The organism is Serratia liquefaciens (assembly GCF_027594825.1).
Lineage (GTDB): Bacteria > Pseudomonadota > Gammaproteobacteria > Enterobacterales > Enterobacteriaceae > Serratia > Serratia liquefaciens_A.
In genome coordinates, this window is the sequence record NZ_CP088930.1 from 5,224,707 (window position 1) to 5,250,073 (window position 25,367).

Sequence of the window (25,367 nt, forward strand, 5' to 3'; positions counted from 1 at the left end):
AGAAGCGGCGGTGCTATTAGGCACCGCCGCCTGTTTCAAGGTTTCGCGTCTAGCACTCCACTTTCGTGACGTTGTAACGGTCTGAATTTGCTGTAGAGCAGGGCGAACACGAACAGGATTGCCTGGACTATGACAATGCAGGGGCCGGTGGCACCGTCAATGTGGAAGCTGATCAAGGTGCCCAGTACGCAGGAGAAAACGGACACCACGGTGGCAACCATCAGCATGCGGTCGAAGCTGCGGCACAGCATAAAGGCAATGATGCCCGGGGCGATCAGCATCGCAATCACCAGAATGACCCCGACGGCCTGCAGTGAGGCGACAATGGTCAGCGCCAGCAGGCACAGCAGCCCGTAGTGCAACAGTTTCACCGGCAGGCCAATCACTCTGGCATGGTTGGGATCGAAACAGTAGAGCATCAAATCTTTGCGTTTCAGCAGCACCACCAGCAGCGTAATGCCGGCCATCAGCAACGTCTGCTTCAGCTCTGCGTCGGTAATGCCCAGCATATTGCCGAACAGAATGTGGCTGAGGTGCTGATCGGTATCGATGCGTGAAAACAACACCAGTCCAAAGGCAAACATGCCGGAGAAAACGATACCCATCACCGTGTCTTCTTTGACCCGACTATTTTCTTTCAGGTAGCCGGTGGCGACCGCACAGAAAATGCCGGAAAAGAAGGCGCCTATCACCACCGGGATGCCGAGCACGAACGCCACCACGATACCGGGCAGCACCGCATGCGAGATGGCGTCACCCATCAGCGACCAGCCTTTGAGCACCAGATAGCAAGAGAGCACCGCACACACCACGCCGGTCACGATGGCGGCCAGGATTGCCCGCTGCATAAAGGGATAGGCGAAGGGCTCGCTGAGCAGTTGATACAGGGTTTCCATCAGTGGCCTCCGGTTTGTTCACGTGCCACGCGGCGTTTGGATGCCAGCAGCCCGTGCTTGGGGGCGAAGAAAAAGGCCGCCAGGAACACCAGCGTTTGCAGGGTTACGATCACCCCACCGGTAGCGCCGTCGAGGAAGAAGCTGAGATAAGCCCCCAGCCCGCTGGTCAGTGCGCCAATCACGATGGCGATAATCACCAGCCGGCTGAAACGGTCGGTCAGCAGGTAGGCGGTAGCCCCCGGCGTGATCACCATGGCGATCACCAAAATAGCTCCTACCGTTTGCAATGCCGCTACGGTGCAGGCGCTGAGCAGGGTGAAGAACAGGATCTTTAACCGCAGCGGTGACAGGCCGATAGACACAGCGTGGTTTTCGTCAAAGAACACCGCCAGCAGGTCTTTCCACACCAGACACAAGATCAGCAGCGAAACGCCGATGATAATCTCGACCTGCAATACGTCTTCATCGGCGATACCAAGGATGTTGCCGAAGATAATCGACTGGACGTTAACCGACGTCGGGTTGAGCGACACAATCAACAGGCCCACGGCGAAGAAGGTGGAAAAGATAAAGCCGATAATGGCATCTTCACGCAGGCGAGTGACATGGCGCACCAGGGTCATCGCCAGCGCGGCCAGCATGCCGGTGAAAAAGGCCCCGGCGGCGTAGGGCAGGCCTAGCGCATAGGCCCCGGCAACGCCGGGCACCACCGAGTGCGACAGTGCGTCACCCATCAGCGACCAGCCCTTTAGCATCAGGTAGGCCGAAAGGAACGCGCAGGCGGCACCGACGATGGCGCTGACCCAGATGGCTTTGACCATGTAGTTGTAATTGAAGGGTTGCAGCAGAAGTTCCAGCATCAGGGTTGTTTCTCCTTCGGCTGGCTTTGCGCAGGCGGATCGCTCTTGGTATGGCCATAGAACACCGCTGGGCGCTCGTCATCGGTCAATACCGTTACCGTACGCGGATCGTTGTCGTCGTGCAGGTCCGGGCCTGACAGATTGATATGGCGCAGTACGCCGCCGAACGCCTGTTCCAGATTGCTCTGGGTAAAAGTGGTTTCTGTTGGGCCGGCGGCCAGCACCGTGCGGTTAATCAGGATCACCCGATCGCAAAATTCCGGTACGCTCCCCAGGTTATGGGTTGAAACCAGGATCAGGTGGCCTTCATCACGCAGTGCGCGCAGCAGGTCGATAATGGCGTTCTCGGTTTTGACGTCGACCCCGGTGAAAGGCTCGTCGAGCAGCAGAACGCTGCCTTGCTGTGCCAGCGCACGCGCCAAAAAGACGCGTTTTTTCTGCCCGCCGGAAAGCTCGCCGATCTGGCGGGTACGCAGCTCACTCAGCCCAACGCGCTCCAGCGCCTTATCTACCCGCAGCCGGTCTTCCTTTGAAGGAATACGCAGGAAGTTCATCTTGCCGTAACGGCCCATCATCACCACGTCTTCCACCAGCACCGGAAAATTCCAGTCGACGTCTTCGGTTTGCGGCACGTAGGCAATAACGTTTTTCTTCAGTGCCTGCGCGACCGGCTGCTCGTTGAGCTGCACGCGGCCGGTCGTGGGGCGCACCAAGCCCATAATGCTTTTGAACAGGGTCGATTTACCGCTGCCATTGACGCCGACCAGCGCGCAGATGGCACCGCCGCTCAGGGTAAAGCTGGCGTTGTGGATCGCGGTATGGCCGTTGTTGTAGGTCACGGTAACGTCGTCCACGCTCAACTCAGGGCGGACAAAAACCTCGTTGCTCATTGATCAAATCCTTTGGCAATAGTTTGTACGGTGACGTTGAGCAGGTCGATATAGGTCGGTACCGGCCCATCCTGGGTGGACAGGGAGTCGACATAGAGTACGCCGCCGTATTTTGCGCCGGTTTCTTTCGCCACCTGCCTGGCCGGTTTGTCCGAAATGGTGCTTTCGCTGAACACCACCGGGATATGGTTGGCGCGCACGGCGTCAATCACGCGGCGAACCTGCTGCGGTGAACCTTGTTCATCGGCGTTGATCGGCCACAGATAGACTTCTTTCAACTGATAGTCTTTAGCCAGATAGCTGAAGGCGCCCTCGCTGGTCACCAGCCAACGCTGGGCTTCAGGAATACGAGACAGGCGTTCGCGCAACGGGGCGTCCAGAGCGGCAATTTTGGCGGCGTAGGCTTTGGCATTGCGATTGTAGGTTTCGGCATTGGCCGGGTCGTGCTGCACCAGCGCTTTGCGGATATTTTCAATGTACACCTGCGCATTGCTGGCAGACATCCAGGCGTGCGGGTTCGGGTTGCCGTTATAAGGGCCTTCGCGGATCGGCAGCGGGGTGATGCCCTCGGTGACCACGGCCGCAGGTACCTGCTTAATGTTCTCAAAGAAGCGTTGGAACCAGCGTTCCAGATTCATGCCGTTCCACAGGATCAGGTCAGCGTGCTGCGCCTTGACGATGTCGCGCGGCGTAGGCTGGTAATCATGGATCTCGGCACCCGGCTTGGTGATTGACTCCACCACGGCGGCGTCACCGGCCACGTTCTGGGCGATGTCCTGAATAATGGTAAAGGTGGTCACCACGCGCAGCTTCTTTTCCGCCAACGCGGCATGGCTGGTTAGGCTGGCGGTCAACAACAGACACAGCAGGGCGAAAGGGCGGAAACAGGCCCTGCTCTTAATGAGGGAAAGGCGGGGAAAAGCGCGTTGTTTCAAAAACATGGTGACATCTCCTGGCTCAAATGAAAATGATTATCAATATCAATTAGAGCAAAGTCAAGCGTCACCTGCAGGCAAACTGCCGGTTATTTCCACAGCAAAGGGAAATAATACCCTGCAGTGAGTTATAGCATTTTATGTATCAGCATGTAACCGCTTTACGTAGTCCTCATAGGTGACGATGTCGACCTCCGGCGCCTTGCCCAAGGCCACCTGCCCAAGCTTTTGGGCCAGTTGTTGTACATCCTCTTGATCCAGTGGGGTTATTAACGCAAAACTGTTGCTACCCAGCTCGTGCGGAACGCCATTTTCGTCGGCCACCGACGTGACAAACCCCTGCAGGGTTAATTGTCCTGTCAGCTTGGCTAAATCAGCCAATCCTTCTTCCTGATAGCGAAAAGTCACCACAAAACACGTCGTTGCAGATTGACTCATAAATCACCTCTTGGTATACGAGTAGCTTGAGAATAGACCAAAAAAACCGTACAGGCGTCCTTACAAGTTGTATATGCTACGCAACTCATTGAAAGGAGTGAGGGATTCTGTGAAAACAAAAATAGGTTGCCTGACGGCAATTTTGCTTTTGTCGGGGTGCGCGAAAGACCCGCAAACAGCAACTAATAATTCAGGCAGTGGCACATCGCGTGGTGGTTGGCTAAAGACCCCCCCGCAGGCACCGGTTAACCGCACGGGGACACCGATAGCCTATAACGATTACATTCGTCAGGCCGCCAGCAGCTATGGCGTTGACGAAACGCTGATTAAAGCGATTATTCAGGTGGAGTCCGGGTTTAACCCGAACGCGGTCAGCACCTCGAACGCAGTGGGTTTAATGCAGCTGAAGCCTTCAACCGCCGGGCGTGATGCCTATCGCCTGAAAGGAAGAAGCGGGCAGCCAAGCTCGCGTGAGTTGAAGGATCCGGCGGTCAATATTGATCTGGGAACGGCCTATATCAATATTCTTCAAAGCCAGCAGCTAGCCGGGATCAACAACCCACAGACGTTGCGTTACGCCACCATCGTTTCTTACGTGAATGGGGCGGGCGCCATGCTACGTACCTTCTCGTCAGACAAGCGCGTGGCGGTAAACCGCATCAATCAGATGAGCCCGGATGAGTTTTATCAGCACATCCAGAAAAAGCATCCGGCCCCTCAGGCGCCGCGCTATTTATGGAAGGTGACCACCGCCTACCAGGCGATGTCACCCTAGGTAAGATTGCTTCGTCAAACCGGCCGTGTAAACGGCCGGTTTTGTTTTTGGCGCGCGAAAAATCGCGACGCATCTCTCATTTCTCGTTATTTCCCATCCTGTTATCTAAAAAACCGCACGAATAGTTAATTTTACATTAATCATCAAATCTTTACGTTCATTCAATAAGTTACCGGTAACATTCTGGCGTTTGCTCACATTCTGGCCTTCAATAAATATACAAATAAGTAACAATTTATGTTTAAAACCCGCATCGACCGCAAGGTTGAGGTTAAATAGTTGTGATTATCTTTGGATGGAATGTGATATGTCGGACGATAAAACTAACAATTCACGGCGCGATTTCCTGTTGAAATCGATGACTTTAATTCCCGCAGCGGTGATTGGCGGCAGTGGCGTTAGCGCCCTGACGGCACCCTTACCGGCAGTGGCGGCAGCAGACACCCCAAAACAGTCAGATTACCAACCGACCTTCTTTACGCCAGAAGAGTGGGCCTTCGTCAAGGCCGCTGTGGCGCGGCTGATCCCGGCTGACGAGCGTGGTCCGGGCGCGCTGGAAGCCGGCGTACCGGAGTTTATCGATCGTCAGATGAATACCCCGTACGCCACCGGTTCCATTTGGTACATGCAGGGGCCGTTTAACCCGGATGCACCGAAAGAAATGGGTTATCAACTGCCGCTGGTGCCGAAACAGATTTATAACCTGGGCATTGCGGATGCGGATGCCTATTGCAAGAAAACCGCCGGTAAACCTTTTGCCGAACTGGACGCTGCACAGCAAGACGCGCTGTTGCAGAAGTTTGAGTCCGGAGAGGCGGAATTCTCGCAGTTGCCTGCAAAACTGTTCTTCTCCTACCTGTTGCAAAACACCCGCGAAGGTTTCTTCAGCGACCCGATCCATGGCGGCAACAAAGACATGGTCGGCTGGAAGCTGATTAATTTTCCGGGCGCGCGCGCCGACTTTATGGACTGGGTTGAGCGAGGGGAACGTTATCCCTTACCTCCGGTCTCGATTCGTGGGGAAAGGGGGTAACAATGGCAACGGTAATGAAAAAAGTAGACGCGGTGATCGTCGGTTTCGGTTGGGTAGGCGCCATTATGGCCAAAGAGCTGACCGAAGCGGGCCTGAACGTGGTGGCGCTGGAGCGTGGTCCGATGCGAGATACCTATCCGGACGGTTCCTATCCGCAGGTGATCGACGAGCTGACCTATAACATCCGCCGCAAACTGTTCCAGGATCTGTCAAAAAGCACCGTGACCATCCGTCACAATACCAGCCAGACTGCGGTACCTTACCGCCAGTTGGCCGCGTTCCTGCCGGGTACCGGCGTGGGTGGCGCAGGCCTGCACTGGTCCGGCGTGCATTTCCGGGTCGATCCTATCGAGTTGCGTATGCGCAGCCATTACGAAGAGCGCTACGGCAAAAGCTTTATCCCGAAAGACATGACCATCCAGGATTTCGGCGTGAGCTACGCCGAGCTGGAGCCGTTCTTCGACAAGGCCGAGAAAGTGTTTGGCACTTCCGGCACCGCCTGGACCATCAAAGGCCAGAAAGTGGGCCAAAAGGGCGGCAACCCGTTTGCCGGTGACCGTTCGGACGATTTCCCGCTGCCGGCGCAGAAGAATACGTTCTCTGCCCAGCTGTTTGAGAAGGCGGCGCTGGAGGTGGGCTATCACCCGTATAATCTGCCTTCTGCCAACACCTCCGATTCGTATACCAATCCGTACGGTGCGCAGATGGGGCCGTGCAACTTCTGCGGTTTCTGCAGCGGTTATGCCTGCTATATGTATTCCAAGGCTTCGCCGAACGTCAATATTCTGCCGGCGCTGCGCATGGAAAAACGCTTTGAGCTGCGCACTAACGCCAACGTGTTGAAGGTGAATCTGACCGCCGACAAATCCCGGGCGACCGGGGTGAATTACATTGACGCGCAGGGCCGTGAAGTCGAACAACCGGCGGAGTTGGTGATCCTGGGTGCGTTCCAGTTCCACAACGTACACCTGATGCTGCTGTCCGGCATCGGCAAACCTTACGATCCGGTTACCGGTGACGGGGTGGTCGGGCGTAACTTCGCCTATCAGAACATGACCACCATCAAGGCGTTCTTCGACAAGGACGTGTTCACTAACCCGTTCATCGGTGCCGGCGGTAACGGCGTCGGGGTCGATGACTTCAACGCCGATAACTTCGACCATGCCAAAGAAGGCTTCGTCGGCGGTTCGCCGTTCTGGGTCAACCAAGCGGGGACCAAACCTATTTCCGGCTTGCCAACGCCGCCAGGAACGCCAGCCTGGGGCAGCAAGTGGAAAGCAGCAGTGGCCGATGCCTATACCCACCATGTGTCGATGGATGCTCACGGTGCGCATCAGTCGTATCGCAGCAACTATCTGGACCTCGATCCCAACTACAAGAACGTCTTCGGCCAGCCCTTGCTGCGCATGACGTTTGACTGGCAGGAAAATGACGTCAAGATGTCGCAGTTCATGTACGACAAAATGGCGCCTATCGCCAAGGCCATGAACCCTAAACTGATCGCCGGCAGCGCGAAAAACGCCAATAGCCACTTTGATACCACCAGCTACCAGACCACCCATATGAACGGCGGGGCGGTGATGGGCGAGGATCCGAAAACCAGCGCGGTGAACCGCTATCTGCAAAGCTGGGACGTGCATAACGTGTTCTCGATCGGCGCGTCGGCCTTCCCTCAGGGGCTGGGTTACAACCCGACCGGCACCGTGGCCGCGTTGGCTTACTGGTCTGCCCGTGCCATTCGCGAGCAGTATCTGAAAAACCCAGGCCCTTTGGTGCAGGCATAAGGACGGCGACTGATGAAAGCATTTGTTCCCGCACTGGTTCTCAGTGCACTGAGTTTTTCCGTTTGGGCGCAGGACGCCACGGTCAGCAGCGAGCTGATCAAACGCGGCGAGTATTTGGCGCGCGCCGGTGACTGCGTGGCCTGCCACACCAACGGCAAAAGCGGTAAAGAGTTTGCCGGCGGCCTGGCGATGGAAACGCCGATCGGCACCATTTACTCCACCAATATTTCGCCGGACAAGAAAACCGGTATCGGTGACTACAGCTTCGAAGACTTCGACAATGCGGTGCGTAAAGGCGTCGCCAAAAACGGCAGCACCCTGTACCCGGCGATGCCGTATCCGTCGTTTGCCTTGGTGAAAGAGGATGACATGCGCGCCATGTACGCCTATTTCATGCACGGTGTGCAACCGGTGGAGCAGGCCAACAAGGATTCCGACATCCCCTGGCCGCTGTCGATGCGTTGGCCGCTGAGCATCTGGCGCGGCATGTTTGCGCCTTCGCCGGCCGATTTTGTGGCTGATGCCAAGGCGGATCCGGTGATCGAACGCGGTCGCTATCTGGTGGAAGGGCTGGGCCACTGTGGTGCCTGCCATACGCCACGCAGCCTTACCATGCAGGAAAAAGCGCTGAGCAATAACGACGGCGACAGCTATCTGTCCGGCAGCAATGCGCCGATCGACGGTTGGGTGGCTTCCAGCCTGCGCGGTGACAACAAGGATGGGCTGGGGACCTGGAGCGAAGCCGAACTGACGGAGTTCCTGAAAACCGGCCGTAACGACAAGTCTATCGTGTTTGGTGGCATGAGCGACGTGGTGGAGCACAGCCTGCAGTATCTCAGCGATGAGGATCTGACGGCGATCTCGCGCTACCTGAAAACGCTGCCACCGAAAGACGGCAAGCAGCAGGCGGCACCGGTCGAAGACAGCGTCGCCAAGGATCTGTGGCGCGGTAACGACAGTAAGCCCGGTGCGGCGCTGTACGTCGATAACTGCGCAGCCTGCCACCGCACTGATGGCGTAGGCTACAAACGCGCCTTCCCGGCGCTGAAGGGCAATCCGGTGGTACAGACCGAAGACGCGACTTCGCTGATCCACATCGTGCTGACGGGTAACACCACGCCGGCGGTGAAAGGGGCGGTTTCCAACATCACCATGCCGCCGTTCGGCTGGCGACTGAACGACCAGCAGGTAGCGGATGTGGTGAACTTCATCCGTTCAAGCTGGGGTAACAGCGCCAAGCCAATCGATGCCTCAGACGTGGCCAGCGTGCGTAAAGACCGCTCGATGATCCGCGATGAGAAGGAGATGGGCAGCGCCGCCGTGCCGGAACACCCGGACGCCAACAAGTAAATCTGAAAGGGCCTCTTGCGAGGCCCTTAAGGCCGTTGACAAAGTGCTCTGTTGTTTAATGGTAGGGGCGCTGCATGCTGCGCCCAATAGCTTAATCAATGAGTTAAATCGGGTCGAACATGTTCGACCCCTACCAGTTTAGCCTTTTCGAGAGTTTGTCAGCAGTCTGAAGGGCCTCGTTCGAGGTCCTTTTCTTTTGGCCGGGCGTGCTGATTTTGGCAGCATTTTCTGCTCGTAAATCACCCTGTCAGCCGATAAAACATAGACCCGAGCCGCATTTTTCATTATCCTTTGCCGTCCTTTTAGCAGGAACAAGAGTGAAATACTGCGTTAATCCACTGATTAATATTAAAAATTCGCGGAGAAGGATATCCCGTTGAGCGCAATCGTTGTCGCTGAAGAGTAAGGTAAGCTTTCTTATGAGTACGATTTCTCCCGATTCAGGCACGCTGGCAACCGCCCAGGCTGCCAAATGGAATAAAACCGATACCGTGTGGATGTTTGGGCTCTATGCCACCGCTGTCGGCGCAGGAACCCTGTTCCTGCCGATCAATGCAGGTCTGAATGGCCCGCTGGTCCTGTTGTTGATGGCGTTGTTCGCTTTCCCGCTGACTTATTTACCGCACCGCGCATTGAGCCGCTTCGTGCTGTCCGGCTCCAGCCGTGACGGCAATATCCATGATGTGGTGGTGGAGCATTTTGGCGTGCTGGCCGGCAAAATCATCATGGTGCTGTACCTGATGGCGTTCTTCCCGATCGTGCTGGTGTACAGCATCTCGATCACCAATGCGCTGGACAGCTTCCTGATCCATCAGTTTCATCTGGCTCCGCTGCCGCGTGTCTGGCTGAGCCTGGCGGTGGTGGTGGTTCTGAACCTGGTATTGCTGCGCGGCAAAGACGCTATCGTTTCAGCGATGGGCATGTTGGTGTTCCCGCTGCTGGTGTTTTTGATGGGTATCTCGCTGTACCTGGTACCGACCTGGCAAACGGCGACCTTTGTCAACGGCCTGGCCAACACCCAGTTCAGCAGCCCGGATCTATGGCATTCACTGTGGCTGGCGGTGCCGGTGATGGTGTTTTCTTTCAGCCATGCGCCAATTATCTCGTCCTTCGCCTCCACGCAAAAGAGCCTGTACGGTGAAAAGGCCGAGCGTCGCTGCGCGCGAATCATGCGCTACAGCTATGTGCTGATCTGCGTCACCGTTTTGTTCTTTGTCTTTAGCTGCGTACTGAGCCTGTCTCATGAGGATATGCAGCAGGCGAAAGATCAAAACATCACCGTGCTGACCACGCTGGCGAACAAGTTCTCCAACCCGCTGATCGCCTACCTTGGCCCGATGATGGCGATGTTGGCGATGGCCAAGTCTTATCTGGGTACTTCCCTGGGCGTAACCGAAGGGGCGACCAGCCTGATTGATGGCCTGACGCGTGCGGTGGGTAAACCCTTGAGCTCACGTATTACGCACCGGATTTCCGCCGTGTCGCTGTTCCTGTTGACCTGGGCGGCGACGGTGTGGAACCCGAGCGCACTGCACATTATCGAAACCATCAGCGGCCCGCTGATTGCGGCTATCTTGTTTATTCTGCCGATGTACGCGGTACGGGCGGTGCCCGCGATGCGCCGCTATCGTGCGCTGAGCAATGTCTTTGTCCTGGTAATGGGCCTGATAGCGCTGTCGGCGCTGATTTACGGCCTGATTTGACCTCGGTAGCGCATCGGATCCGGTGCGCTGCTTTTTCCCTGTCACATCCCTTTTCAATTAAGCGAAAACGCACCCGGGGTTCTCTTTGATAATGGGAGCGGTTCTCATTATTATTTCCGCACTGATTTCCTACGCTAAGGAGTTTTACGTGCACCGTCGAATCACCCTGTTGGCTTTGGCCTGCGCCTGCGGTTTGTCCGCTCAGGCGATGGCGACCACTTATCCGTTAACCCTGACAGACACTTCCGGTCAGAGCCTGACCATCAAGCAAGAGCCGAAACGCATTGTGGTGCAGGACGGGCGCGATATTCTGACGCTGGCCTTGCTCGACCGCGCCGATCCTTTCGCCCGGCTGGTGGCCTGGAATAACCTGCTCAAGAAAAGCGACGGCGAAACCTGGAAAATCCTGCGTAACAAGTGGCCGGAAGCCAACGGCATTATCGATATGGGCTTTAGCGACAAGGGGGAGATCAACCTGGAAAGCGTGATCGCCAAACAGCCTGATCTGATGGTGGCACAGCTGCGTTCCAAGCCTTCACTGAGCCAGACCGGCGTGTTGGATAAGCTGAAAGCGCTCAACATTCCGGTGCTGTTTATCGACACCATGCTCAAGCCGGTGGAAAACACCCCGAAAAGCATCACGCTGCTGGGTGAGACCCTGAACCGAGAAAGTGAAGCAAAGCAGTACACCGATTTCTATCAGCAGCATTATCAGAACATCCTGGATAAAACCAAAGCCGTCGAGCCGAAGCCGTTGGTATTTATCGAGGCGAAAGCCGGTCTGAACGGGCTTGAGTCCTGTTGCTTCACCCATTCTCACGTCGGTTGGGGTGGGATGATCGAGGCGGTGGGGGCACGTAACCTGGGCTCCGAATTGTTGCCGGGCGCTACCGGCGATGTCTCCCTGGAAAAAGTGATCAGCATGAAACCGGACGCCTATATCGTTTCCGGTTCTCAATGGGCGTCGAAAACCAATGCCGCAGTGCCCTTTGGTTACGGCGTGACGCAGCAACAGGTTGATGACGCTTTTAACCGGATGAAGCAACGCCCGGGGTTTGCCCAGGTCACGGCGGTGAAGGAGGGGCGCTTCTACGGCATTTACCATAACTTCTATAACCACCCGTACAATATCGTCGGGCTGGAATATCTGGCGAAGTTTATCTATCCGAATCAGTTCAAGGAATTGGATCCGGCCAAAACCTACAGCGAGATCCTCAGCCGCTTTACCGAGGTGCCGGAAGGCAAGGGGATTTTGGGTGCGCAGGCACCGGCAGGGAAGTAAGCATCGTGAAGGGCGCGGTTGATACCGCGCCCTTATTGTCAGGCCGCAGGCACGTAGGTGGAGATGATTTCCAACACGCCGTTGATAATAAACTGCACGCCCATACACACCAGCAAGAACCCCATCAGACGCGAAATGGCTTCGATGCCGCTTTTCCCCACCAGGCGCATAATGGCGCCGGAGCTGCGCAGGCAAACCCACAGGATAAAAGCAACCGAGAAGAAAATCGCCACCGGGGCCACCAGCAGCACCCAATGGGCGAAACCCAGCGTATTTTCGTGAATGCTCGATGCCGAGCTGATGATCATGGCGATAGTCCCGGGGCCAGCGGTGCTTGGCATTGCCAACGGGACAAAGGCGATATTGGCCGAGGTTTTCTTACGCAGCTCGTTTGACTTGGTTTCCACTTCTGGCGCTTCTTCTGCGCTTTGCTGTGGGAACAGCATGCGGAAACCGATAAATGCCACAATCAACCCACCGGCAATACGCAGACCAGGAATGGAAATGCCGAAGGTGTTCATCACCACTTGGCCGGCGTAGAACGCCACCGTCATGATAAAGAACACATAAATGGATGCCATCAGCGACTGCTGATTGCGTTCTTCGCGCGTCATATTGCCCGACAGGCCAAGCAACAGCGCGACGGTAGTCAGCGGGTTGGCCAGTGGCAACAGCAGCACCAAACCCAGTCCTATGGCCTGGAATAACTGCAGAATACTTGTCATAAAGCGAACTCCCTGTTTTCAGTTAAAACGCGACAGCGCAACCTGAACGCCTGCCAAGACGTGCGAATTGCTGCCGCAATAAGTTACTTAAAATGCAATGAATTAATAAAAACGCCCACGGTGTCAGCCCGGACTGCCCGGAGAGAGCAGTTCAGGAACGGCGTCGGCATTAGCGTCATCGTCGTTCACGCAATCATTGGCAATCTCCGGCGTATCCTCACATTCCATCGGCGGCTCATTCACCGCAATGGCTCGGGGATGACGGTCTGCCCCGAGATGGAGCAGGACAAAAAGAGCCGTCAGCACCAGGCAGGCGCCAACGAGTAACTTCAATAACCGGTTCATGATGCGGGGTGCTGTCTCAACTCTGCCGTTAATGGCATCAGAATAGCGGGAGCCAGAGATGTTCGCCATCGCTGATTTGCTCGATGTGCAGGGAATAAAACACCGGCTAAACACGGACAAACAGTGTTTGTATCATTAGTTAATTTTATATTTTTGATCATTAAGCCACCCATTTTTTTATTGGATTCTATACTGATAGGGCTTTCGGGCAGTTTTACTTAATCGAAAAGCTTAAAAGGAGTTTTACTATGCAAGTGGCAAACGAATTGGCAACGGTTAAAAAAATATCGTGGGGCAGCGTGATTGGTGGGGTTATCACCGTATTGGCGGTGTCGCTGCTGCTGTCTACCCTGGGCACCAGCCTTGGGTTTTCTATCGTTGACCCGACTTCTGACGATCCGGTCAACGGGGCGGGCACCACCGTGGTGGTTTGGTCTGCAGTTTCGATCATCCTGAGCCTGGCTGCCGGTGCCTTTATTGCCGGCCGTCTGGCGGCAAATGATGGGTTAATCCACGGTTTCCTGGTTTGGGCGACCTCGCTGATTGTGGCGGCCGTGTTGGGCGCTTTATTGGTGGGTTCTGCGGTCAAAGCTACGGGGAACGCGCTGGGGGCTATTGCCTCGACTTCCGGTAGCCTGCTTTCCGGGGCCGGGTCAGCCATTGGTAAAGGCGTTTCGGGTATCGCGGATGTCGGCGGCAAAGTGTTTGATAAGTTGGGGATCGACACCCAGTTGGAACCCGAAAAGTTACAAGACAATGTCGTGGCGGCACTGAAAAAAAGCGATATCCCTTCATTGCAGCCGGAGTTTATGCAGCAACAGTTGGACGCGGCCAAGAGTGAAGTGGGGGACGCGGTGAAAGCATTGGCACTGCAACCGGACAATAGCGATGCGATTATCCAGGATCTGGTGGCGAAATTGAAAAAGCATGGTGAGGCCATTTCGCAGGATGTCGATGAGGATTCGCTCAAGAAAGCGCTGTCGGAAAATACCGATATGACACCGCAGGAAGTTGACCAGACCGTCAAAAATCTGGTTGATGCGAAAAACAAAACGGCGCAGCTGGTGAATCAGCGCTTGAACGACGTGGAAGTAAAAATTAATCAGGCTAAGCAGGAATATACAGAGTTGAAGCAAAAAGCGCGCGAGCAGGCTGCGGAAGCCGCTAAAGCTTTGTCTCATGCGGCTCTGTGGTCATTCTTTGCATTGCTGATTGGCGCTGTTATCAGCGCTTTGGCTGGTCTGTGGGGCGTTAAAACCAACACCCGCATCCTGGTAGTGAGAGAATAACGACGACGAAGAATCAATCGGGCCTTATTTGCGCGTCTCAGTATCGGGATGAGAGGCCCGGGTCTTCACGAAAGTGAAGTGACAGCCAGGAAAGACTGGCATCCTCCCTGGCAGTTTGCCGGGGATTTTTGTTTTTTATGGCCCTTTAGTGGCAAATCAGGCACGAAGTAAGCCTATTCCGCATCAATTGCCACGATCCCCATACGCAGGTGAATACCATAGTCGCGCTTTAAATAATAACGAGTATGACTATGAAACACGATCTGCAAATTTTACTGGGAAAAATAGGCTCCTTTCTGCTTTACAGCGCATTCTTGGCTGCGCTGATGGGCTTAATGTTTATTGATGTGCATTGGCTGCATAATTTTGTCTACGAAACCTCTTTAACCGAATCGGCGCAGGAAGTGATGCTGGCCGCCATCTCAGGCTTATTTTTTGTGGCTGCACGCCGACAAATTGCCTATCGGCCCGCGTGGGTGTTGGCCGCTGGTTTCTTCCTGTGCATGCTGATCCGCGAGATGGATTTTGCCTTCGATATGCTCTGGCATGGTTCGTGGCTGTGGTTCGCCTTGGCGGTGACCTTGGGATGCTTGTGGTATGCCTCACGCCATGTCGCGGCCACGGTCAAGGGCCTGGTGCATTTCGTGACGCATCCGAGCTACGGCATGATGTGCGCGGGCCTGCTGTGCATTCTGGTATTTTCACGCTTGTTCGGCATGAATTCCCTGTGGCAAATGCTGATGCTGGATGGCTACAACCGGGTGGTGAAGAACATGGTGGAAGAGGGCTGCGAGCTGTTGGGTTACGCCTTCTGCCTGATTGCCGCGTTGGGCTATCTGAAGGATCGCCCGGCGTCCCGTTAGAGCCGGGCCTGTGCTGCAGTTTATTTATCCGGAACAATTTTAGTGATACTATCCGCTTAGCCAATATGGCTGTGGAGGTATGCTTTCCATTCTGTGTACCAAGTTAGGTTTCAATCTGGCAATTGTGGGCGAGATCTGAAACCTGGCTGACTAAACCCAAACTCAATTTTCGTACTGCATGTGATCTGTCGTGTGGGTCACCACTGTAGATAAGGAATTATTAATGCCTGTTATTACTCTTCCTGACGGAAGTCAGCGTCATTTCGATCACCCTGTTTCCCCTTTGGATGTTGCCCGCGATATCGGCCCTGGCCTGGCGAAAGCCTGTATTGCCGGTCGAGTGAACGGTGAGCTGGTTGATGCCGGCGATATGATCGAATCAGACGCGCAGTTGGCTATCATCACCATCAAGGATGCCGAAGGCCTGGAAATCATGCGCCACTCCTGTGCGCACCTGTTGGGCCATGCGATCAAGCAGCTGTGGCCAGACACCAAAATGGCTATCGGCCCAGTGATCGACAACGGTTTCTATTATGACGTTGATATCGACCGTACCCTGACGCAGGAAGACCTGGATCTGCTGGAAAAGCGGATGCATGAGTTGGCCGACAAAGATTATGACGTCATCAAGAAGAAGGTGAGCTGGCAAGAAGCCCGTGACACCTTTGCCGCGCGTGGTGAAAACTACAAGGTGGCGATTCTGGATGAGAACATCAGCCATGACGACCGTCCTGGCCTGTATCACCACGAAGAATATGTCGACATGTGCCGCGGTCCGCACGTACCGAACATGCGTTTCTGCCATCACTTCAAGCTGCAGAAAACGTCTGGCGCCTACTGGCGTGGCGACAGCAAAAATAAAATGCTGCAGCGTATCTACGGCACAGCATGGGCAGACAAGAAACAGCTGAATGCCTATTTGCAACGTCTGGAAGAAGCCGCCAAGCGCGACCACCGCAAGATCGGCAAGCAGCTCGACCTGTACCATATGCAGGAAGAAGCGCCGGGCATGGTGTTCTGGCACAACGATGGCTGGACGATTTTCCGCGAGCTGGAAGCCTTTGTGCGCATGAAGCTCAAAGAGTACCAGTATCAGGAAGTGAAAGGGCCCTTTATGATGGACCGTGTGCTGTGGGAAAAAACCGGCCACTGGGAAAACTATAAAGACGCCATGTTCACCACCTCGTCGGAAAACCGCGAGTATTGCATCAAGCCGATGAACTGCCCGGGTCACGTGCAGATCTTCAACCAGGGCCTGAAATCCTACCGCGATTTGCCGCTGCGTATGGGTGAGTTCGGCAGTTGCCACCGTAACGAGCCTTCGGGTTCTCTGCATGGCCTGATGCGCGTACGCGGTTTCACCCAGGATGACGCCCATATCTTCTGTACTGAAGAGCAGGTGCGTGCCGAGGTGAACGAATGTATCCGTATGGTCTATGATGTTTACGGTACCTTTGGCTTCGACAAGATTGCGGTAAAACTGTCTACCCGCCCTGAAAAGCGCATCGGGACTGACGATATGTGGACCCGTGCGGAAGAGGATCTGGCTGCGGCGCTGACTGAAAACGGGATTCCGTTTGAATATCAGCCGGGTGAGGGTGCCTTCTACGGACCAAAAATTGAATTTACTCTGCATGATTGTTTGGATCGTGCATGGCAATGTGGTACCGTGCAGCTCGATTTCTTCTTACCTGGCCGTTTAGGCGCATCGTATGTTGGCGAAAACAACGATCGCGTGGTCCCGGTAATGATTCACCGCGCTATTTTGGGCTCCATGGAGCGTTTCATCGGTATCCTTACCGAAGAATACGCAGGGTTCTACCCAACCTGGATTGCTCCGGTGCAGGTGGTGGTGATGAATATCACCGACAGCCAGTCTGATTATGTCCAGCAATTGACCAAAAAACTGCAGGATGCAGGGATTCGCGTTAAAGCGGACTTGAGAAATGAGAAGATTGGCTTTAAAATTCGCGAACATACTTTACGACGGGTTCCTTACATGTTGGTCTGCGGTGATAAAGAGGTCGAATCAGGCAAAGTTGCCGTTCGTACCCGCCGTGGCAAAGACCTGGGAAGCCTGGACGTAAACGAAGTCGTAGACAAGCTGCTGAAAGAGATTCGCAGCCGTAGTCTTCATCAACTGGAGGAATAAAGTATTAAAGGCGGAAAACGAGTTCAACCGGCGCGTCCTAATCGCATTAACAGAGAAATTCGCGCGCAAGAAGTTCGCCTAACCGGCGTCGATGGCGAGCAGATTGGTATTGTCAGTCTGAATGAAGCTCTTGAAAAAGCTGAGGAAGCGGGTGTTGATTTAGTAGAAATCAGCCCAAATGCCGAACCGCCAGTTTGTCGAATCATGGATTACGGCAAATTCCTCTACGAGAAGAGCAAGTCGACAAAAGAACAGAAGAAGAAGCAAAAAGTTATTCAGGTCAAGGAAATCAAATTCCGTCCTGGTACCGATGATGGCGACTATCAGGTCAAACTACGCAACCTGATTCGCTTTCTGGAAGATGGCGATAAAGCCAAAATCACCCTGCGTTTCCGTGGGCGTGAGATGGCGCACCAACAGATCGGTATGGAAGTGCTTAACCGCGTCCGTAAAGACCTGTGTGAAGATTCTGATTTGGCCATTGTCGAATCCTTCCCTACGAGGATCGAAGGCCGTCAGATGATCATGGTGCTCGCACCGAAGAAGAGACAGTAAGGCTTCCAAGTAATCGAACCCACGCAGCGCTTGCGTTGTGTGGGTTTTATTCGCCTCACTGATTCGTTGTTTAACAATGCGAAGTGGATTTAATTAAAATGCCAAAGATTAAAACTGTACGTGGTGCAGCCAAACGCTTCAAAAAAACCGGCAGCGGTGGTTTTAAGCGTAAACATGCTAACCTGCGTCATATTCTGACCAAAAAAGCAACCAAGCGTAAACGTCACCTGCGTCCGAAAGGCATGGTGTCTAAAAACGATTTGGTCCTGGTTACCGCGTGCCTGCCGTACGCTTAAGCCATTTTTTTTGAATCTAGAATAAGACTTTAGGAGAGAGCATATGGCTCGCGTAAAACGTGGTGTAATTGCACGCGCACGTCACAAGAAAATTTTAAAACAAGCGAAAGGTTACTACGGTGCCCGTTCGCGCGTTTATCGTGTTGCCTTCCAGGCAGTAATCAAAGCAGGTCAGTACGCTTACCGTGACCGTCGTCAACGTAAGCGTCAGTTCCGTCAGCTGTGGATTGCACGTATCAACGCAGCTGCACGTCAGAACGACATGTCTTACAGCAAATTCATTAACGGCTTGAAAAAAGCTTCTATTGAAATTGACCGTAAGATCTTGGCTGACATCGCGGTCTTCGACAAAGTGGCATTCTCTGCACTGGTTGAAAAAGCGAAAGCAGCACTGGCGTAAGTCAGTTGAAGAGGGAGCTTGCTCCCTCTTTTAATCTTTAGCTTTCAGAGACAATATTGACTTTTATTGCCCATCGCTATATCACTGGTGGACAATCATCGACAAGGTAACGCAATCATGCACGCTGCTATTTTTCGTTTCTTCTTTTACTTTAGCGCCTGATCTCAGGAGGCTTTGCGCGTAAGAAAAGAAACGAAAAGTAGCGCCTAAGCCTCCCCTGTGGAGGCTTTTTTGTTTTTGGCCGTCTTCTGAGCCGGGTTAAAGCGTTAAATGCTTTGAAGATGTGCCAAAGGCGTGTTCGAATAATAGATAACAATTACTTAGAGCCATATCGGCCAGAGGAAGAGGAAAGCAATGCCACATCTCGCAGAGCTGGTTGCCAATGCCAAGGCAGCCGTAGAAGATGCCCAGGATGTTGCCGCGTTGGATTTGGTGCGCGTCGAATATTTAGGCAAGAAAGGCCATTTTACCTTGCAGATGCAATCGCTGCGTGACGTGCCGGCAGAAGATCGCCCGGCAGCAGGCGCGGTAATCAACCAGGCAAAACAGGCAGTGCAGGATGCGCTGAACGCGCGTAAAAATACGCTGGAATCGGCTGCGCTCAATGAGCGACTGGCTGCAGAAACCATCGACGTTTCCCTGCCGGGCCGTCGTATGGAAAACGGTGGGCTGCATCCGGTCACCCGTACCATCGACCGTATCGAAGCTTTCTTCGGCGAACTGGGTTTCTCCGTGGAGACCGGGCCTGAGATTGAAGACGACTATCATAACTTCGACGCGTTGAACATTCCGGGTCACCACCCGGCGCGTGCCGATCACGACACCTTCTGGTTCGATGCTACGCGCTTGCTGCGCACCCAGACTTCCGGCGTGCAAATCCGCACCATGAAGAACCAGCAGCCGCCAATCCGCATTATTGCGCCGGGCCGCGTGTACCGTAATGACTACGACCAAACACACACACCGATGTTCCATCAGATGGAAGGCCTGATTGTCGATAAAGACATCAGCTTCACCAATCTGAAGGGCACGCTGCATGATTTCCTGAACAACTTCTTTGAAGAAGATTTACAGGTTCGTTTCCGTCCGTCTTACTTCCCGTTTACCGAACCTTCTGCTGAGGTGGACGTGATGGGTAAAAACGGCAAGTGGCTGGAAGTTCTGGGTTGCGGCATGGTGCACCCGAACGTTCTGCGCAATGTAGGCATCGATCCGGAAATCTACTCCGGCTTCGCTTTCGGTATGGGTATGGAGCGTCTGACGATGCTGCGTTACGGCGTCACCGACCTGCGTGCGTTCTTCGAAAACGATCTGCGTTTCCTCAAACAGTTTAAGTAAGGCGGGAATATCACATGAAATTCAGTGAACTCTGGTTGCGCGAGTGGGTAAACCCGGCCATCAGCAGCGAAGCATTATCCGATCAAATCACCATGGCCGGTCTGGAAGTGGACGGTATGGAACCGGTTGCCGGTGCCTTTAACGGCGTGGTAGTAGGCCATGTGGTTGAGTGCGGTCAGCACCCGAACGCAGACAAATTGCGCGTGACCAAGGTCAACGTGGGCGGCGATCGTCTGCTGGACATCGTCTGCGGCGCACCAAACTGCCGCACCGGCCTGAAGGTGGCGGTTGCTACCGTAGGCGCAGTACTGCCGGGCGACTTCAAGATCAAAGCCGCCAAACTGCGTGGTGAGCCTTCCGAAGGCATGCTGTGCTCGTTCTCCGAGCTGGGCATTACCGACGATCACGACGGCATCATCGAACTGCCGGAAGACGCGCCGATTGGAACCGATATCCGTGAATATCTCTCGCTTGACGACAACACCATCGAAATCAGCGTAACGCCGAACCGTGCCGACTGCTTGGGCATTATCGGTGTGGCGCGTGACGTTGGGGTGTTGAACCAGGTCGCCCTGAACGAACCGGATATGAGCCCGGTAGCGGCCACTATTGCGGATACGCTGCCAATCCGCGTTGACGCGCCGCAGGCGTGCCCGCGTTACCTGGGCCGCGTAGTAAAAGGCATCGACGTCAAAGCGGCAAGCCCGCTGTGGATGCGCGAGAAGCTGCGTCGCTGCGGTATCCGTTCCATTGATGCGGTGGTTGACGTGACCAACTACGTGCTGTTGGAACTGGGCCAGCCAATGCATGCATTCGATCTGAGCCGTATTGAAGGCGGTATCGTGGTGCGCATGGCGAGCGAAGGCGAAACCCTGACGCTGCTGGACGGCAACGAAGCCAAACTGAATGCCGATACCTTAGTGATCGCCGATCACCAGAAAGCTCTGGCAATGGGCGGTATCTTCGGGGGCGAACACTCCGGCGTGAATGAAACTACGCAGGACGTGCTGCTGGAATGCGCGTTCTTCAGCCCGCTGTCCATTACTGGCCGCGCGCGCCGTAATGGCTTGCACACTGACGCTTCACATCGCTACGAGCGCGGCGTTGATCCTGCGTTGCAGTACAAAGCGATGGAACGTGCGACCCGCCTGCTGATTGATATCTGTGGTGGCCAGGCCGGCCCGGTTATCGATGTGACTACCGAAGCCGAGTTGCCCAAGCGTGCCACCATCACCTTGCGTCGCGAAAAGCTGGATCGTCTGATCGGCCACGTGGTGCCGAGCGAGCAAGTCAGCGATATTCTGCGTCGTCTTGGCTGCCAGGTGACTGAGCAGGGTGACAACTGGCTGGCAGTGGCGCCGAGCTGGCGTTTCGATATGGAAATCGAAGAAGACCTGGTAGAAGAAGTTGCGCGTGTTTACGGCTACAACAATATTCCTGACGTTCCGGTGCGTGCTGACCTGATCATGACCAAGCATTGCGAAGCGGATCTGACCCTCAAGCGGGTGAAAACCATGCTGGTCGATCACGGTTTCCAGGAAGCGATCACTTACAGCTTCGTCGATCCCAAGGTTCAGGCCTTGCTGCACCCAGGCGAAGAAATGCTGATCCTGCCAAGCCCAATCTCGGTAGAGATGTCCGCAATGCGCCTGTCGTTGTGGACCGGCTTGCTGTCCGCGGTGGTTTATAACCAGAATCGTCAGCAGACTCGTTTGCGCCTGTTCGAAAGCGGCCTGCGCTTTGTGCCTGATACTGCGGCAAATCTGGGTATCCGTCAGGACGTCATGCTGGCAGGCGTGATTGCCGGTCATACGCATGAAGAACATTGGGATCTGGCGCGTAAGCCGGTCGACTTCTATGATTTGAAAGGGGATCTGGAGTCTGTCCTGGAGCTGACCGGTAAATTATCCGAAATTCAGTTCAAGGCAGAGGCTAATCCGGCCTTGCACCCAGGGCAAAGCGCGGCTATTTATTTCCAGGGCGAACGTGTTGGTTTTATCGGTGTTGTTCATCCGGAACTTGAACGTAAACTGGATCTTAACGGCCGCACCGTGGTGTTTGAACTGGAGTGGGACAAGGTCGCAAGCCGCGCCGTGCCTCAGGCGCGGGAGATTTCTCGCTTCCCGGCAAACCGTCGAGATATCGCCGTTGTGGTGGCTGAAAACGTCCCCGCAGAAGATATTTTGGCAGAGTGTAAGAAAGTTGGCGCAAATCAGGTAGTTGGCGTAAACTTGTTTGATGTGTACCGTGGCAAGGGCGTGGCAGAGGGTTATAAGAGCCTGGCTATCAGTCTGGTATTGCAGGATACCGCTCGTACACTGGAAGAAGAGGAGATAGCCGTTACCGTTGCAAAATGTGTAGAGGCTCTAAAACAGCGATTCCAAGCATCCTTGAGGGATTGAACCTATGGCGCTTACTAAAGCTGAAATGTCAGAACACCTGTTTGAAAAGCTTGGGCTTAGCAAACGGGATGCCAAAGACCTGGTAGAACTGTTTTTCGAAGAGGTACGTCGTGCTCTTGAGAACGGTGAGCAGGTGAAACTGTCAGGTTTTGGCAATTTTGATTTGCGTGACAAGAACCAACGTCCGGGGCGTAACCCGAAGACCGGCGAGGACATTCCGATTACGGCGCGCCGCGTGGTCACTTTCCGTCCAGGGCAAAAACTGAAAAGTCGGGTAGAGAACGCAAGCCCGAAAGAGTAAGTTACGTGAAACCAAAAAAGGCCGCATTAGCGGCCTTTTTCTTTTTCGAAGCTAAATTCGGTTTATTCTTAGAGGAACGGTAAGAAAATCCCCAATTAATTACATTGAGATTTTCTTTATATTGGTTTTGCAGACTTATCTTATGGCTATTTGTGCGTTGTAGGTTATTTGAAATAAAACAGGAGCCTAAGCCCCCTGAGTATTAATCGTGGTTATAATAGTGGCCCGGGCCACCACCGCCACGATGACCGCCACCGTGGGGCCCGAAGCAGCAGGCGCTGAGCGCCGTGGTCAGAACGGCGACCGCGAACAACAATCCAATGCGTTTAATCATAATAATATCTCTCTGGTCAATGTCAGCGTAATTATAAATAGCGGTATGGCATCAGGTATGTCAGCTATTCGTTAAGCGTTGTTAGCAGCTATTTTATTTAATTTGAAAAATGAGAGTGTATGGATTACGTAAGGGAGATGAAAACGATCTGAAAATAGGCATTGAGGCGATAGGCGGAAAATAATCACGCTGATATAACCAGCTCAGCAAGAAAATAAAGCGAGAGTGTAAAATGAAAAAGATCCTGTTGCTGGTGTGTTTACCGCTGCTGTTGCCGCTCGTGGCACAGGCAGATGTCTCTATTGATATTAACGTGCCGGGCGTCTCGGTCCATCTGGGGGATCAGGATCGGCGAGGTTACTACTGGGACGGTTATGACTGGCGTCCGCCACAGTGGTGGCACGCGCATCAGGGACGTGGCATGGGTGAGCGTAACAGTCGCGGGATGTATTGGGATGGTGGTCGCTGGCAAGCTTCTCCTCCACGCGGCAACGGCCATTCTGGCCCCGATCGGCCCGGCAATCCGTTCCACGGTGACCGTGATAACCGTAACGATGGCAACCGTCATGACAATGATCGCGGTAAGGGCCGCGCCAATGACCACGGCAAACCCTACCCGCAAAACGGTAACGATCCTCGACGCTAATGGATTTTACGGCGGCTGATGTTGCTCCTCTGCCTAGGGGGGCAGTATCAGCCGCTGTTTTCCTGCCATAATCCTTAAGCAAGGCTTTCCCTTCTGGCGCTAACCCCCTAATATTTGACCCAGACGTCAATTATTCGACCGCTGTTCGCGGCCCGCAGGGAATCGCCACACCTATGTCAACCAGCCAGACCTTTACTTTATTGCTGCACAAACAGCGCCATCGCGATAAACGCCGTTTATTGCTGTTGGCGCTGGGCGTTGTCGTGGCTTTTGTTTTTAGCCTCAGTGCGGGTGATATCTGGCTCTGGCCTTCACAGTGGTCAGGTGAAGCGGCGCAGCTGTTTGTCTGGCAATTACGCCTGCCGCGTGCGCTGGCGGTGATGTTGGTGGGGGCCAGTCTGGCGGTGGCCGGTGCGGTGATGCAGGCGCTGTTTGAGAACCCGCTGGCCGAACCTGGCTTGCTGGGGGTGGCGAACGGTGCCGGCGTGGCGTTGGTACTAACCGTGCTGCTGAGCAACGGCCTGTTACCGGTAGCGTTGATGAGCCTGAGCGCCATTGCTGGTGCGTTGATCATGACCTTTATGCTGCTGAGCTTTGCGCGCCGCAAGCGCCTGACCAATGCGCGACTGTTGTTGGTGGGGGTTGCCTTGGGCATTGTGTGCAGCGCAGTGATGACCTGGGCAGTGTACTTCAGTTCAAGCCTGGATCTGCGCCAGCTAATGTACTGGATGATGGGCGGCTTTGGCGGCGTAGACTGGCGCCAAAAATGGCTGGTGCTGGCCCTGGTGCCGGTGGTGCTGTGGCTGTGTTGCCAGGGCAAGGCGCTGAACTTTATGGCGCTGGGCGAGGTGCAGGCGCGTCAGCTCGGGCTTTCCCTTCATCTGTGGCGCAATCTGCTGGTGCTGGCAATCGGCTGGCTGGTGGGCGTTAGCGTGGCGTTGGCGGGGGTGATCGGATTTGTCGGGCTGGTGATACCGCATATGCTGCGTCTTAGCGGTCTGACCAATCAGCGTTATTTATTACCGGGTTGCGCACTGGCAGGTGCCGGTGTCTTGCTGGCGGCCGACGTGGTGGCACGTATTACACTGCTGTCGGCTGAGTTGCCTATCGGAGTGGTGACGGCCACACTGGGGGCTCCGCTGTTTATCTGGTTGCTGACCCGGGTTAAAAGCGTAAGGTAGTTTCTCTGTTCACCTGCTAGTAAAACAAGAGGATAAGCTTCATGACTCAAGCTATTTATGACATTCCCCTGAACACCATCGAAAATCAATCCACCACGCTGGCACAATATAAAGGCCGCGTGTTGCTGGTGGTGAATGTGGCGTCGGAATGCGGCCTGACCAAGCAATATGAAGGGCTGGAAGCCCTGTACGAAACCTACCGGGATCAAGGTTTTGAAGTACTGGGGTTCCCCTCCAACGAATTCCTGGGGCAGGAGCCGGGCAGCAACGAAGAGATCCTGGCATTTTGCCGTGGCACCTTTGGCGTCCAGTTCCCGATGTTTGCCAAACTGGAAGTGAACGGCGAAAACCGCCATCCATTGTATCAGGCGTTGACCGTCGCCAAACCGCACGCCGTTGCGCCGCAGGGCAGTGAATTCCTGGCGCGCATGAGCAGCAAGGGGCGAGCACCAAAGCAAACTGGCGATATCCTGTGGAACTTCGAGAAATTCCTGATTGGCCGCGATGGCAAAGTCATCGAACGCTTTTCCCCGGATACGACGCCGGAAGATCCTGCGTTGGTGGCCGCAGTCAAACAGGCGTTGGCCGACTAAA

Annotated in this window: 27 protein-coding genes and 1 other annotated feature; of the genes, 19 read left to right on the plus strand and 8 right to left on the minus strand. The window is 54.5% G+C overall.

Annotated elements, in window-relative coordinates; genetic code table 11:
* Positions 1–35: 35 nt before the first annotated feature.
* From LQ945_RS24235 to ghoS, 5 genes are all read right to left on the minus strand, one after another.
* Positions 36–896, minus strand: a complete 861-nt coding sequence (locus tag LQ945_RS24235; protein ID WP_044550403.1) for a metal ABC transporter permease — start codon at positions 894–896, stop codon at positions 36–38.
* A complete protein-coding gene (gene yfeC / locus LQ945_RS24240) occupies positions 896–1,756 on the minus strand; it encodes an iron/manganese ABC transporter permease subunit YfeC (RefSeq protein WP_044550406.1) in 861 nt (286 codons plus the stop codon). The genes LQ945_RS24235 and yfeC overlap by 1 nt, the downstream gene beginning before the upstream one ends.
* A complete protein-coding gene (locus tag LQ945_RS24245; RefSeq protein ID WP_044550410.1) occupies positions 1,756–2,646 on the minus strand; it encodes a manganese/iron ABC transporter ATP-binding protein in 891 nt (296 codons plus the stop codon). Before LQ945_RS24245 ends, yfeC begins: the two co-directional genes overlap by 1 nt.
* Entirely contained in the window at positions 2,643–3,587 is a 945-nt protein-coding gene (locus tag LQ945_RS24250; protein WP_270101925.1) for a metal ABC transporter substrate-binding protein, read from the minus strand. The genes LQ945_RS24245 and LQ945_RS24250 overlap by 4 nt, the downstream gene beginning before the upstream one ends.
* A 132-nt stretch (positions 3,588–3,719) precedes the next feature.
* Positions 3,720–4,019 (minus strand): type V toxin-antitoxin system endoribonuclease antitoxin GhoS, encoded by a 300-nt coding sequence (gene ghoS, locus LQ945_RS24255; RefSeq protein WP_044550417.1) that lies wholly within the window; start codon positions 4,017–4,019, stop codon positions 3,720–3,722.
* A gap of 109 nt (positions 4,020–4,128) precedes the next feature.
* Here ghoS and LQ945_RS24260 point away from each other — a divergent pair, with 109 nt between their 5' ends.
* The 6 genes from LQ945_RS24260 (at position 4,129) to LQ945_RS24285 (ending at position 11,946) form a co-directional block, all read left to right on the plus strand.
* Positions 4,129–4,794, plus strand: a complete 666-nt coding sequence (locus LQ945_RS24260; RefSeq protein WP_020826571.1) for a transglycosylase SLT domain-containing protein — start codon at positions 4,129–4,131, stop codon at positions 4,792–4,794.
* A gap of 307 nt (positions 4,795–5,101) precedes the next feature.
* Positions 5,102–5,827 (plus strand): gluconate 2-dehydrogenase subunit 3 family protein, encoded by a 726-nt coding sequence (locus LQ945_RS24265; protein WP_262241514.1) that lies wholly within the window; start codon positions 5,102–5,104, stop codon positions 5,825–5,827.
* 2 nt (positions 5,828–5,829) lie between these two features.
* Entirely contained in the window at positions 5,830–7,611 is a 1,782-nt protein-coding gene (locus tag LQ945_RS24270; RefSeq protein ID WP_269934473.1) for a GMC family oxidoreductase, read from the plus strand.
* A gap of 12 nt (positions 7,612–7,623) precedes the next feature.
* The gene (locus LQ945_RS24275) at positions 7,624–8,961 is read left to right on the plus strand and encodes a c-type cytochrome (protein ID WP_270101926.1); all 1,338 of its coding nucleotides are present in this window, start codon (positions 7,624–7,626) and stop codon (positions 8,959–8,961) included.
* Positions 8,962–9,380: 419 nt separating this feature from the next.
* Positions 9,381–10,664, plus strand: coding sequence for a serine/threonine protein kinase (locus tag LQ945_RS24280; protein WP_044550428.1), 1,284 nt, complete (start codon positions 9,381–9,383; stop codon positions 10,662–10,664).
* A 148-nt stretch (positions 10,665–10,812) separates the two neighbouring features.
* Positions 10,813–11,946, plus strand: a complete 1,134-nt coding sequence (locus LQ945_RS24285; RefSeq protein WP_270101927.1) for an ABC transporter substrate-binding protein — start codon at positions 10,813–10,815, stop codon at positions 11,944–11,946.
* A 38-nt stretch (positions 11,947–11,984) separates the two neighbouring features.
* Here the strand turns inward: LQ945_RS24285 and LQ945_RS24290 are convergent, their stop codons facing one another.
* Complete coding sequence (locus tag LQ945_RS24290) at positions 11,985–12,671, minus strand: MarC family NAAT transporter (RefSeq protein ID WP_044550431.1); 687 nt, start codon at positions 12,669–12,671, stop codon at positions 11,985–11,987.
* A gap of 123 nt (positions 12,672–12,794) precedes the next feature.
* Positions 12,795–13,004, minus strand: a complete 210-nt coding sequence (locus tag LQ945_RS24295) for a hypothetical protein (RefSeq protein ID WP_270101928.1) — start codon at positions 13,002–13,004, stop codon at positions 12,795–12,797.
* 260 nt (positions 13,005–13,264) lie between these two features.
* Between LQ945_RS24295 and LQ945_RS24300 the strand changes: the two genes are divergently transcribed.
* The 10 genes from LQ945_RS24300 (at position 13,265) to ihfA (ending at position 22,612) form a co-directional block, all read left to right on the plus strand.
* A complete protein-coding gene (locus LQ945_RS24300) occupies positions 13,265–14,305 on the plus strand; it encodes a PspA/IM30 family protein (protein ID WP_270101929.1) in 1,041 nt (346 codons plus the stop codon).
* 251 nt (positions 14,306–14,556) lie between these two features.
* Positions 14,557–15,168 carry a hypothetical protein gene (locus tag LQ945_RS24305; protein ID WP_270101930.1) on the plus strand — a complete coding sequence of 204 codons (612 nt, stop codon included), beginning with the start codon at positions 14,557–14,559 and terminating at the stop codon, positions 15,166–15,168.
* 223 nt (positions 15,169–15,391) lie between these two features.
* Positions 15,392–17,320, plus strand: coding sequence for a threonine--tRNA ligase (thrS, locus tag LQ945_RS24310; RefSeq protein WP_270101931.1), 1,929 nt, complete (start codon positions 15,392–15,394; stop codon positions 17,318–17,320).
* A 3-nt stretch (positions 17,321–17,323) separates the two neighbouring features.
* The gene (gene infC / locus LQ945_RS24315; RefSeq protein ID WP_013812633.1) at positions 17,324–17,875 is read left to right on the plus strand and encodes a translation initiation factor IF-3; all 552 of its coding nucleotides are present in this window, start codon (positions 17,324–17,326) and stop codon (positions 17,873–17,875) included.
* 98 nt (positions 17,876–17,973) lie between these two features.
* Positions 17,974–18,171 (plus strand): 50S ribosomal protein L35, encoded by a 198-nt coding sequence (gene rpmI / locus LQ945_RS24320; RefSeq protein ID WP_004931418.1) that lies wholly within the window; start codon positions 17,974–17,976, stop codon positions 18,169–18,171.
* A 43-nt stretch (positions 18,172–18,214) separates the two neighbouring features.
* Positions 18,215–18,571, plus strand: coding sequence for a 50S ribosomal protein L20 (gene rplT / locus LQ945_RS24325; RefSeq protein ID WP_020826620.1), 357 nt, complete (start codon positions 18,215–18,217; stop codon positions 18,569–18,571).
* Between the two features lie 113 nt (positions 18,572–18,684).
* Positions 18,685–18,807 (plus strand) — a sequence feature (Phe leader region).
* A complete protein-coding gene (pheM, locus tag LQ945_RS24330) occupies positions 18,689–18,733 on the plus strand; it encodes a pheST operon leader peptide PheM (protein ID WP_121626058.1) in 45 nt (14 codons plus the stop codon). It overlaps the preceding feature by 45 nt.
* A gap of 118 nt (positions 18,808–18,925) precedes the next feature.
* A complete protein-coding gene (gene pheS / locus LQ945_RS24335) occupies positions 18,926–19,909 on the plus strand; it encodes a phenylalanine--tRNA ligase subunit alpha (RefSeq protein WP_020826621.1) in 984 nt (327 codons plus the stop codon).
* 14 nt (positions 19,910–19,923) lie between these two features.
* Positions 19,924–22,311, plus strand: coding sequence for a phenylalanine--tRNA ligase subunit beta (gene pheT / locus LQ945_RS24340; protein WP_270101932.1), 2,388 nt, complete (start codon positions 19,924–19,926; stop codon positions 22,309–22,311).
* 4 nt (positions 22,312–22,315) lie between these two features.
* Positions 22,316–22,612, plus strand: a complete 297-nt coding sequence (ihfA, locus tag LQ945_RS24345; RefSeq protein WP_004943604.1) for an integration host factor subunit alpha — start codon at positions 22,316–22,318, stop codon at positions 22,610–22,612.
* A 202-nt stretch (positions 22,613–22,814) separates the two neighbouring features.
* Here ihfA and LQ945_RS24350 read toward each other — a convergent pair whose 3' ends face one another.
* Complete coding sequence (locus tag LQ945_RS24350; RefSeq protein ID WP_255477928.1) at positions 22,815–22,946, minus strand: hypothetical protein; 132 nt, start codon at positions 22,944–22,946, stop codon at positions 22,815–22,817.
* Between the two features lie 232 nt (positions 22,947–23,178).
* On the opposite strand from LQ945_RS24350, the gene LQ945_RS24355 reads away from it, so the two are divergent.
* The 3 genes from LQ945_RS24355 to LQ945_RS24365 all read left to right on the plus strand — a co-directional run bounded on the left by LQ945_RS24355 (position 23,179) and on the right by LQ945_RS24365 (position 25,366).
* Positions 23,179–23,592 (plus strand): DUF2502 domain-containing protein, encoded by a 414-nt coding sequence (locus tag LQ945_RS24355; protein WP_262241522.1) that lies wholly within the window; start codon positions 23,179–23,181, stop codon positions 23,590–23,592.
* A gap of 173 nt (positions 23,593–23,765) precedes the next feature.
* Positions 23,766–24,773, plus strand: a complete 1,008-nt coding sequence (btuC, locus tag LQ945_RS24360) for a vitamin B12 ABC transporter permease BtuC (RefSeq protein ID WP_269934482.1) — start codon at positions 23,766–23,768, stop codon at positions 24,771–24,773.
* A 41-nt stretch (positions 24,774–24,814) separates the two neighbouring features.
* Positions 24,815–25,366: a glutathione peroxidase gene (locus tag LQ945_RS24365; protein ID WP_270101933.1), complete on the plus strand. Its 552-nt coding sequence runs from the start codon at positions 24,815–24,817 to the stop codon at positions 25,364–25,366.
* The last annotated feature ends 1 nt before the right edge of the window (position 25,367 follow it).

Excerpts from the sequence above, each read along its gene's own strand:
- rplT (WP_020826620.1), top strand. The coding sequence starts at position 18,215 with ATGGCTCGCGTAAAACGTGGTGTAATTGCACGCGCACGTCACAAGAAA.
- LQ945_RS24245 (WP_044550410.1), bottom strand. The coding sequence starts at position 2,646 with ATGAGCAACGAGGTTTTTGTCCGCCCTGAGTTGAGCGTGGACGACGTT.
- pheS (WP_020826621.1), top strand. The coding sequence starts at position 18,926 with ATGCCACATCTCGCAGAGCTGGTTGCCAATGCCAAGGCAGCCGTAGAA.
- LQ945_RS24275 (WP_270101926.1), top strand. The coding sequence starts at position 7,624 with ATGAAAGCATTTGTTCCCGCACTGGTTCTCAGTGCACTGAGTTTTTCC.
- LQ945_RS24365 (WP_270101933.1), top strand. The coding sequence starts at position 24,815 with ATGACTCAAGCTATTTATGACATTCCCCTGAACACCATCGAAAATCAA.
- LQ945_RS24265 (WP_262241514.1), top strand. The coding sequence starts at position 5,102 with ATGTCGGACGATAAAACTAACAATTCACGGCGCGATTTCCTGTTGAAA.
- ghoS (WP_044550417.1), bottom strand. The coding sequence starts at position 4,019 with ATGAGTCAATCTGCAACGACGTGTTTTGTGGTGACTTTTCGCTATCAG.
- LQ945_RS24270 (WP_269934473.1), top strand. The coding sequence starts at position 5,830 with ATGGCAACGGTAATGAAAAAAGTAGACGCGGTGATCGTCGGTTTCGGT.
- LQ945_RS24300 (WP_270101929.1), top strand. The coding sequence starts at position 13,265 with ATGCAAGTGGCAAACGAATTGGCAACGGTTAAAAAAATATCGTGGGGC.
- LQ945_RS24235 (WP_044550403.1), bottom strand. The coding sequence starts at position 896 with ATGGAAACCCTGTATCAACTGCTCAGCGAGCCCTTCGCCTATCCCTTT.
- LQ945_RS24250 (WP_270101925.1), bottom strand. The coding sequence starts at position 3,587 with ATGTTTTTGAAACAACGCGCTTTTCCCCGCCTTTCCCTCATTAAGAGC.
- LQ945_RS24280 (WP_044550428.1), top strand. The coding sequence starts at position 9,381 with ATGAGTACGATTTCTCCCGATTCAGGCACGCTGGCAACCGCCCAGGCT.
- yfeC (WP_044550406.1), bottom strand. The coding sequence starts at position 1,756 with ATGCTGGAACTTCTGCTGCAACCCTTCAATTACAACTACATGGTCAAA.
- btuC (WP_269934482.1), top strand. The coding sequence starts at position 23,766 with ATGTCAACCAGCCAGACCTTTACTTTATTGCTGCACAAACAGCGCCAT.
- LQ945_RS24350 (WP_255477928.1), bottom strand. The coding sequence starts at position 22,946 with ATGATTAAACGCATTGGATTGTTGTTCGCGGTCGCCGTTCTGACCACG.
- LQ945_RS24355 (WP_262241522.1), top strand. The coding sequence starts at position 23,179 with ATGAAAAAGATCCTGTTGCTGGTGTGTTTACCGCTGCTGTTGCCGCTC.
- LQ945_RS24290 (WP_044550431.1), bottom strand. The coding sequence starts at position 12,671 with ATGACAAGTATTCTGCAGTTATTCCAGGCCATAGGACTGGGTTTGGTG.
- thrS (WP_270101931.1), top strand. The coding sequence starts at position 15,392 with ATGCCTGTTATTACTCTTCCTGACGGAAGTCAGCGTCATTTCGATCAC.
- pheT (WP_270101932.1), top strand. The coding sequence starts at position 19,924 with ATGAAATTCAGTGAACTCTGGTTGCGCGAGTGGGTAAACCCGGCCATC.
- ihfA (WP_004943604.1), top strand. The coding sequence starts at position 22,316 with ATGGCGCTTACTAAAGCTGAAATGTCAGAACACCTGTTTGAAAAGCTT.
- LQ945_RS24305 (WP_270101930.1), top strand. The coding sequence starts at position 14,557 with ATGAAACACGATCTGCAAATTTTACTGGGAAAAATAGGCTCCTTTCTG.
- rpmI (WP_004931418.1), top strand. The coding sequence starts at position 17,974 with ATGCCAAAGATTAAAACTGTACGTGGTGCAGCCAAACGCTTCAAAAAA.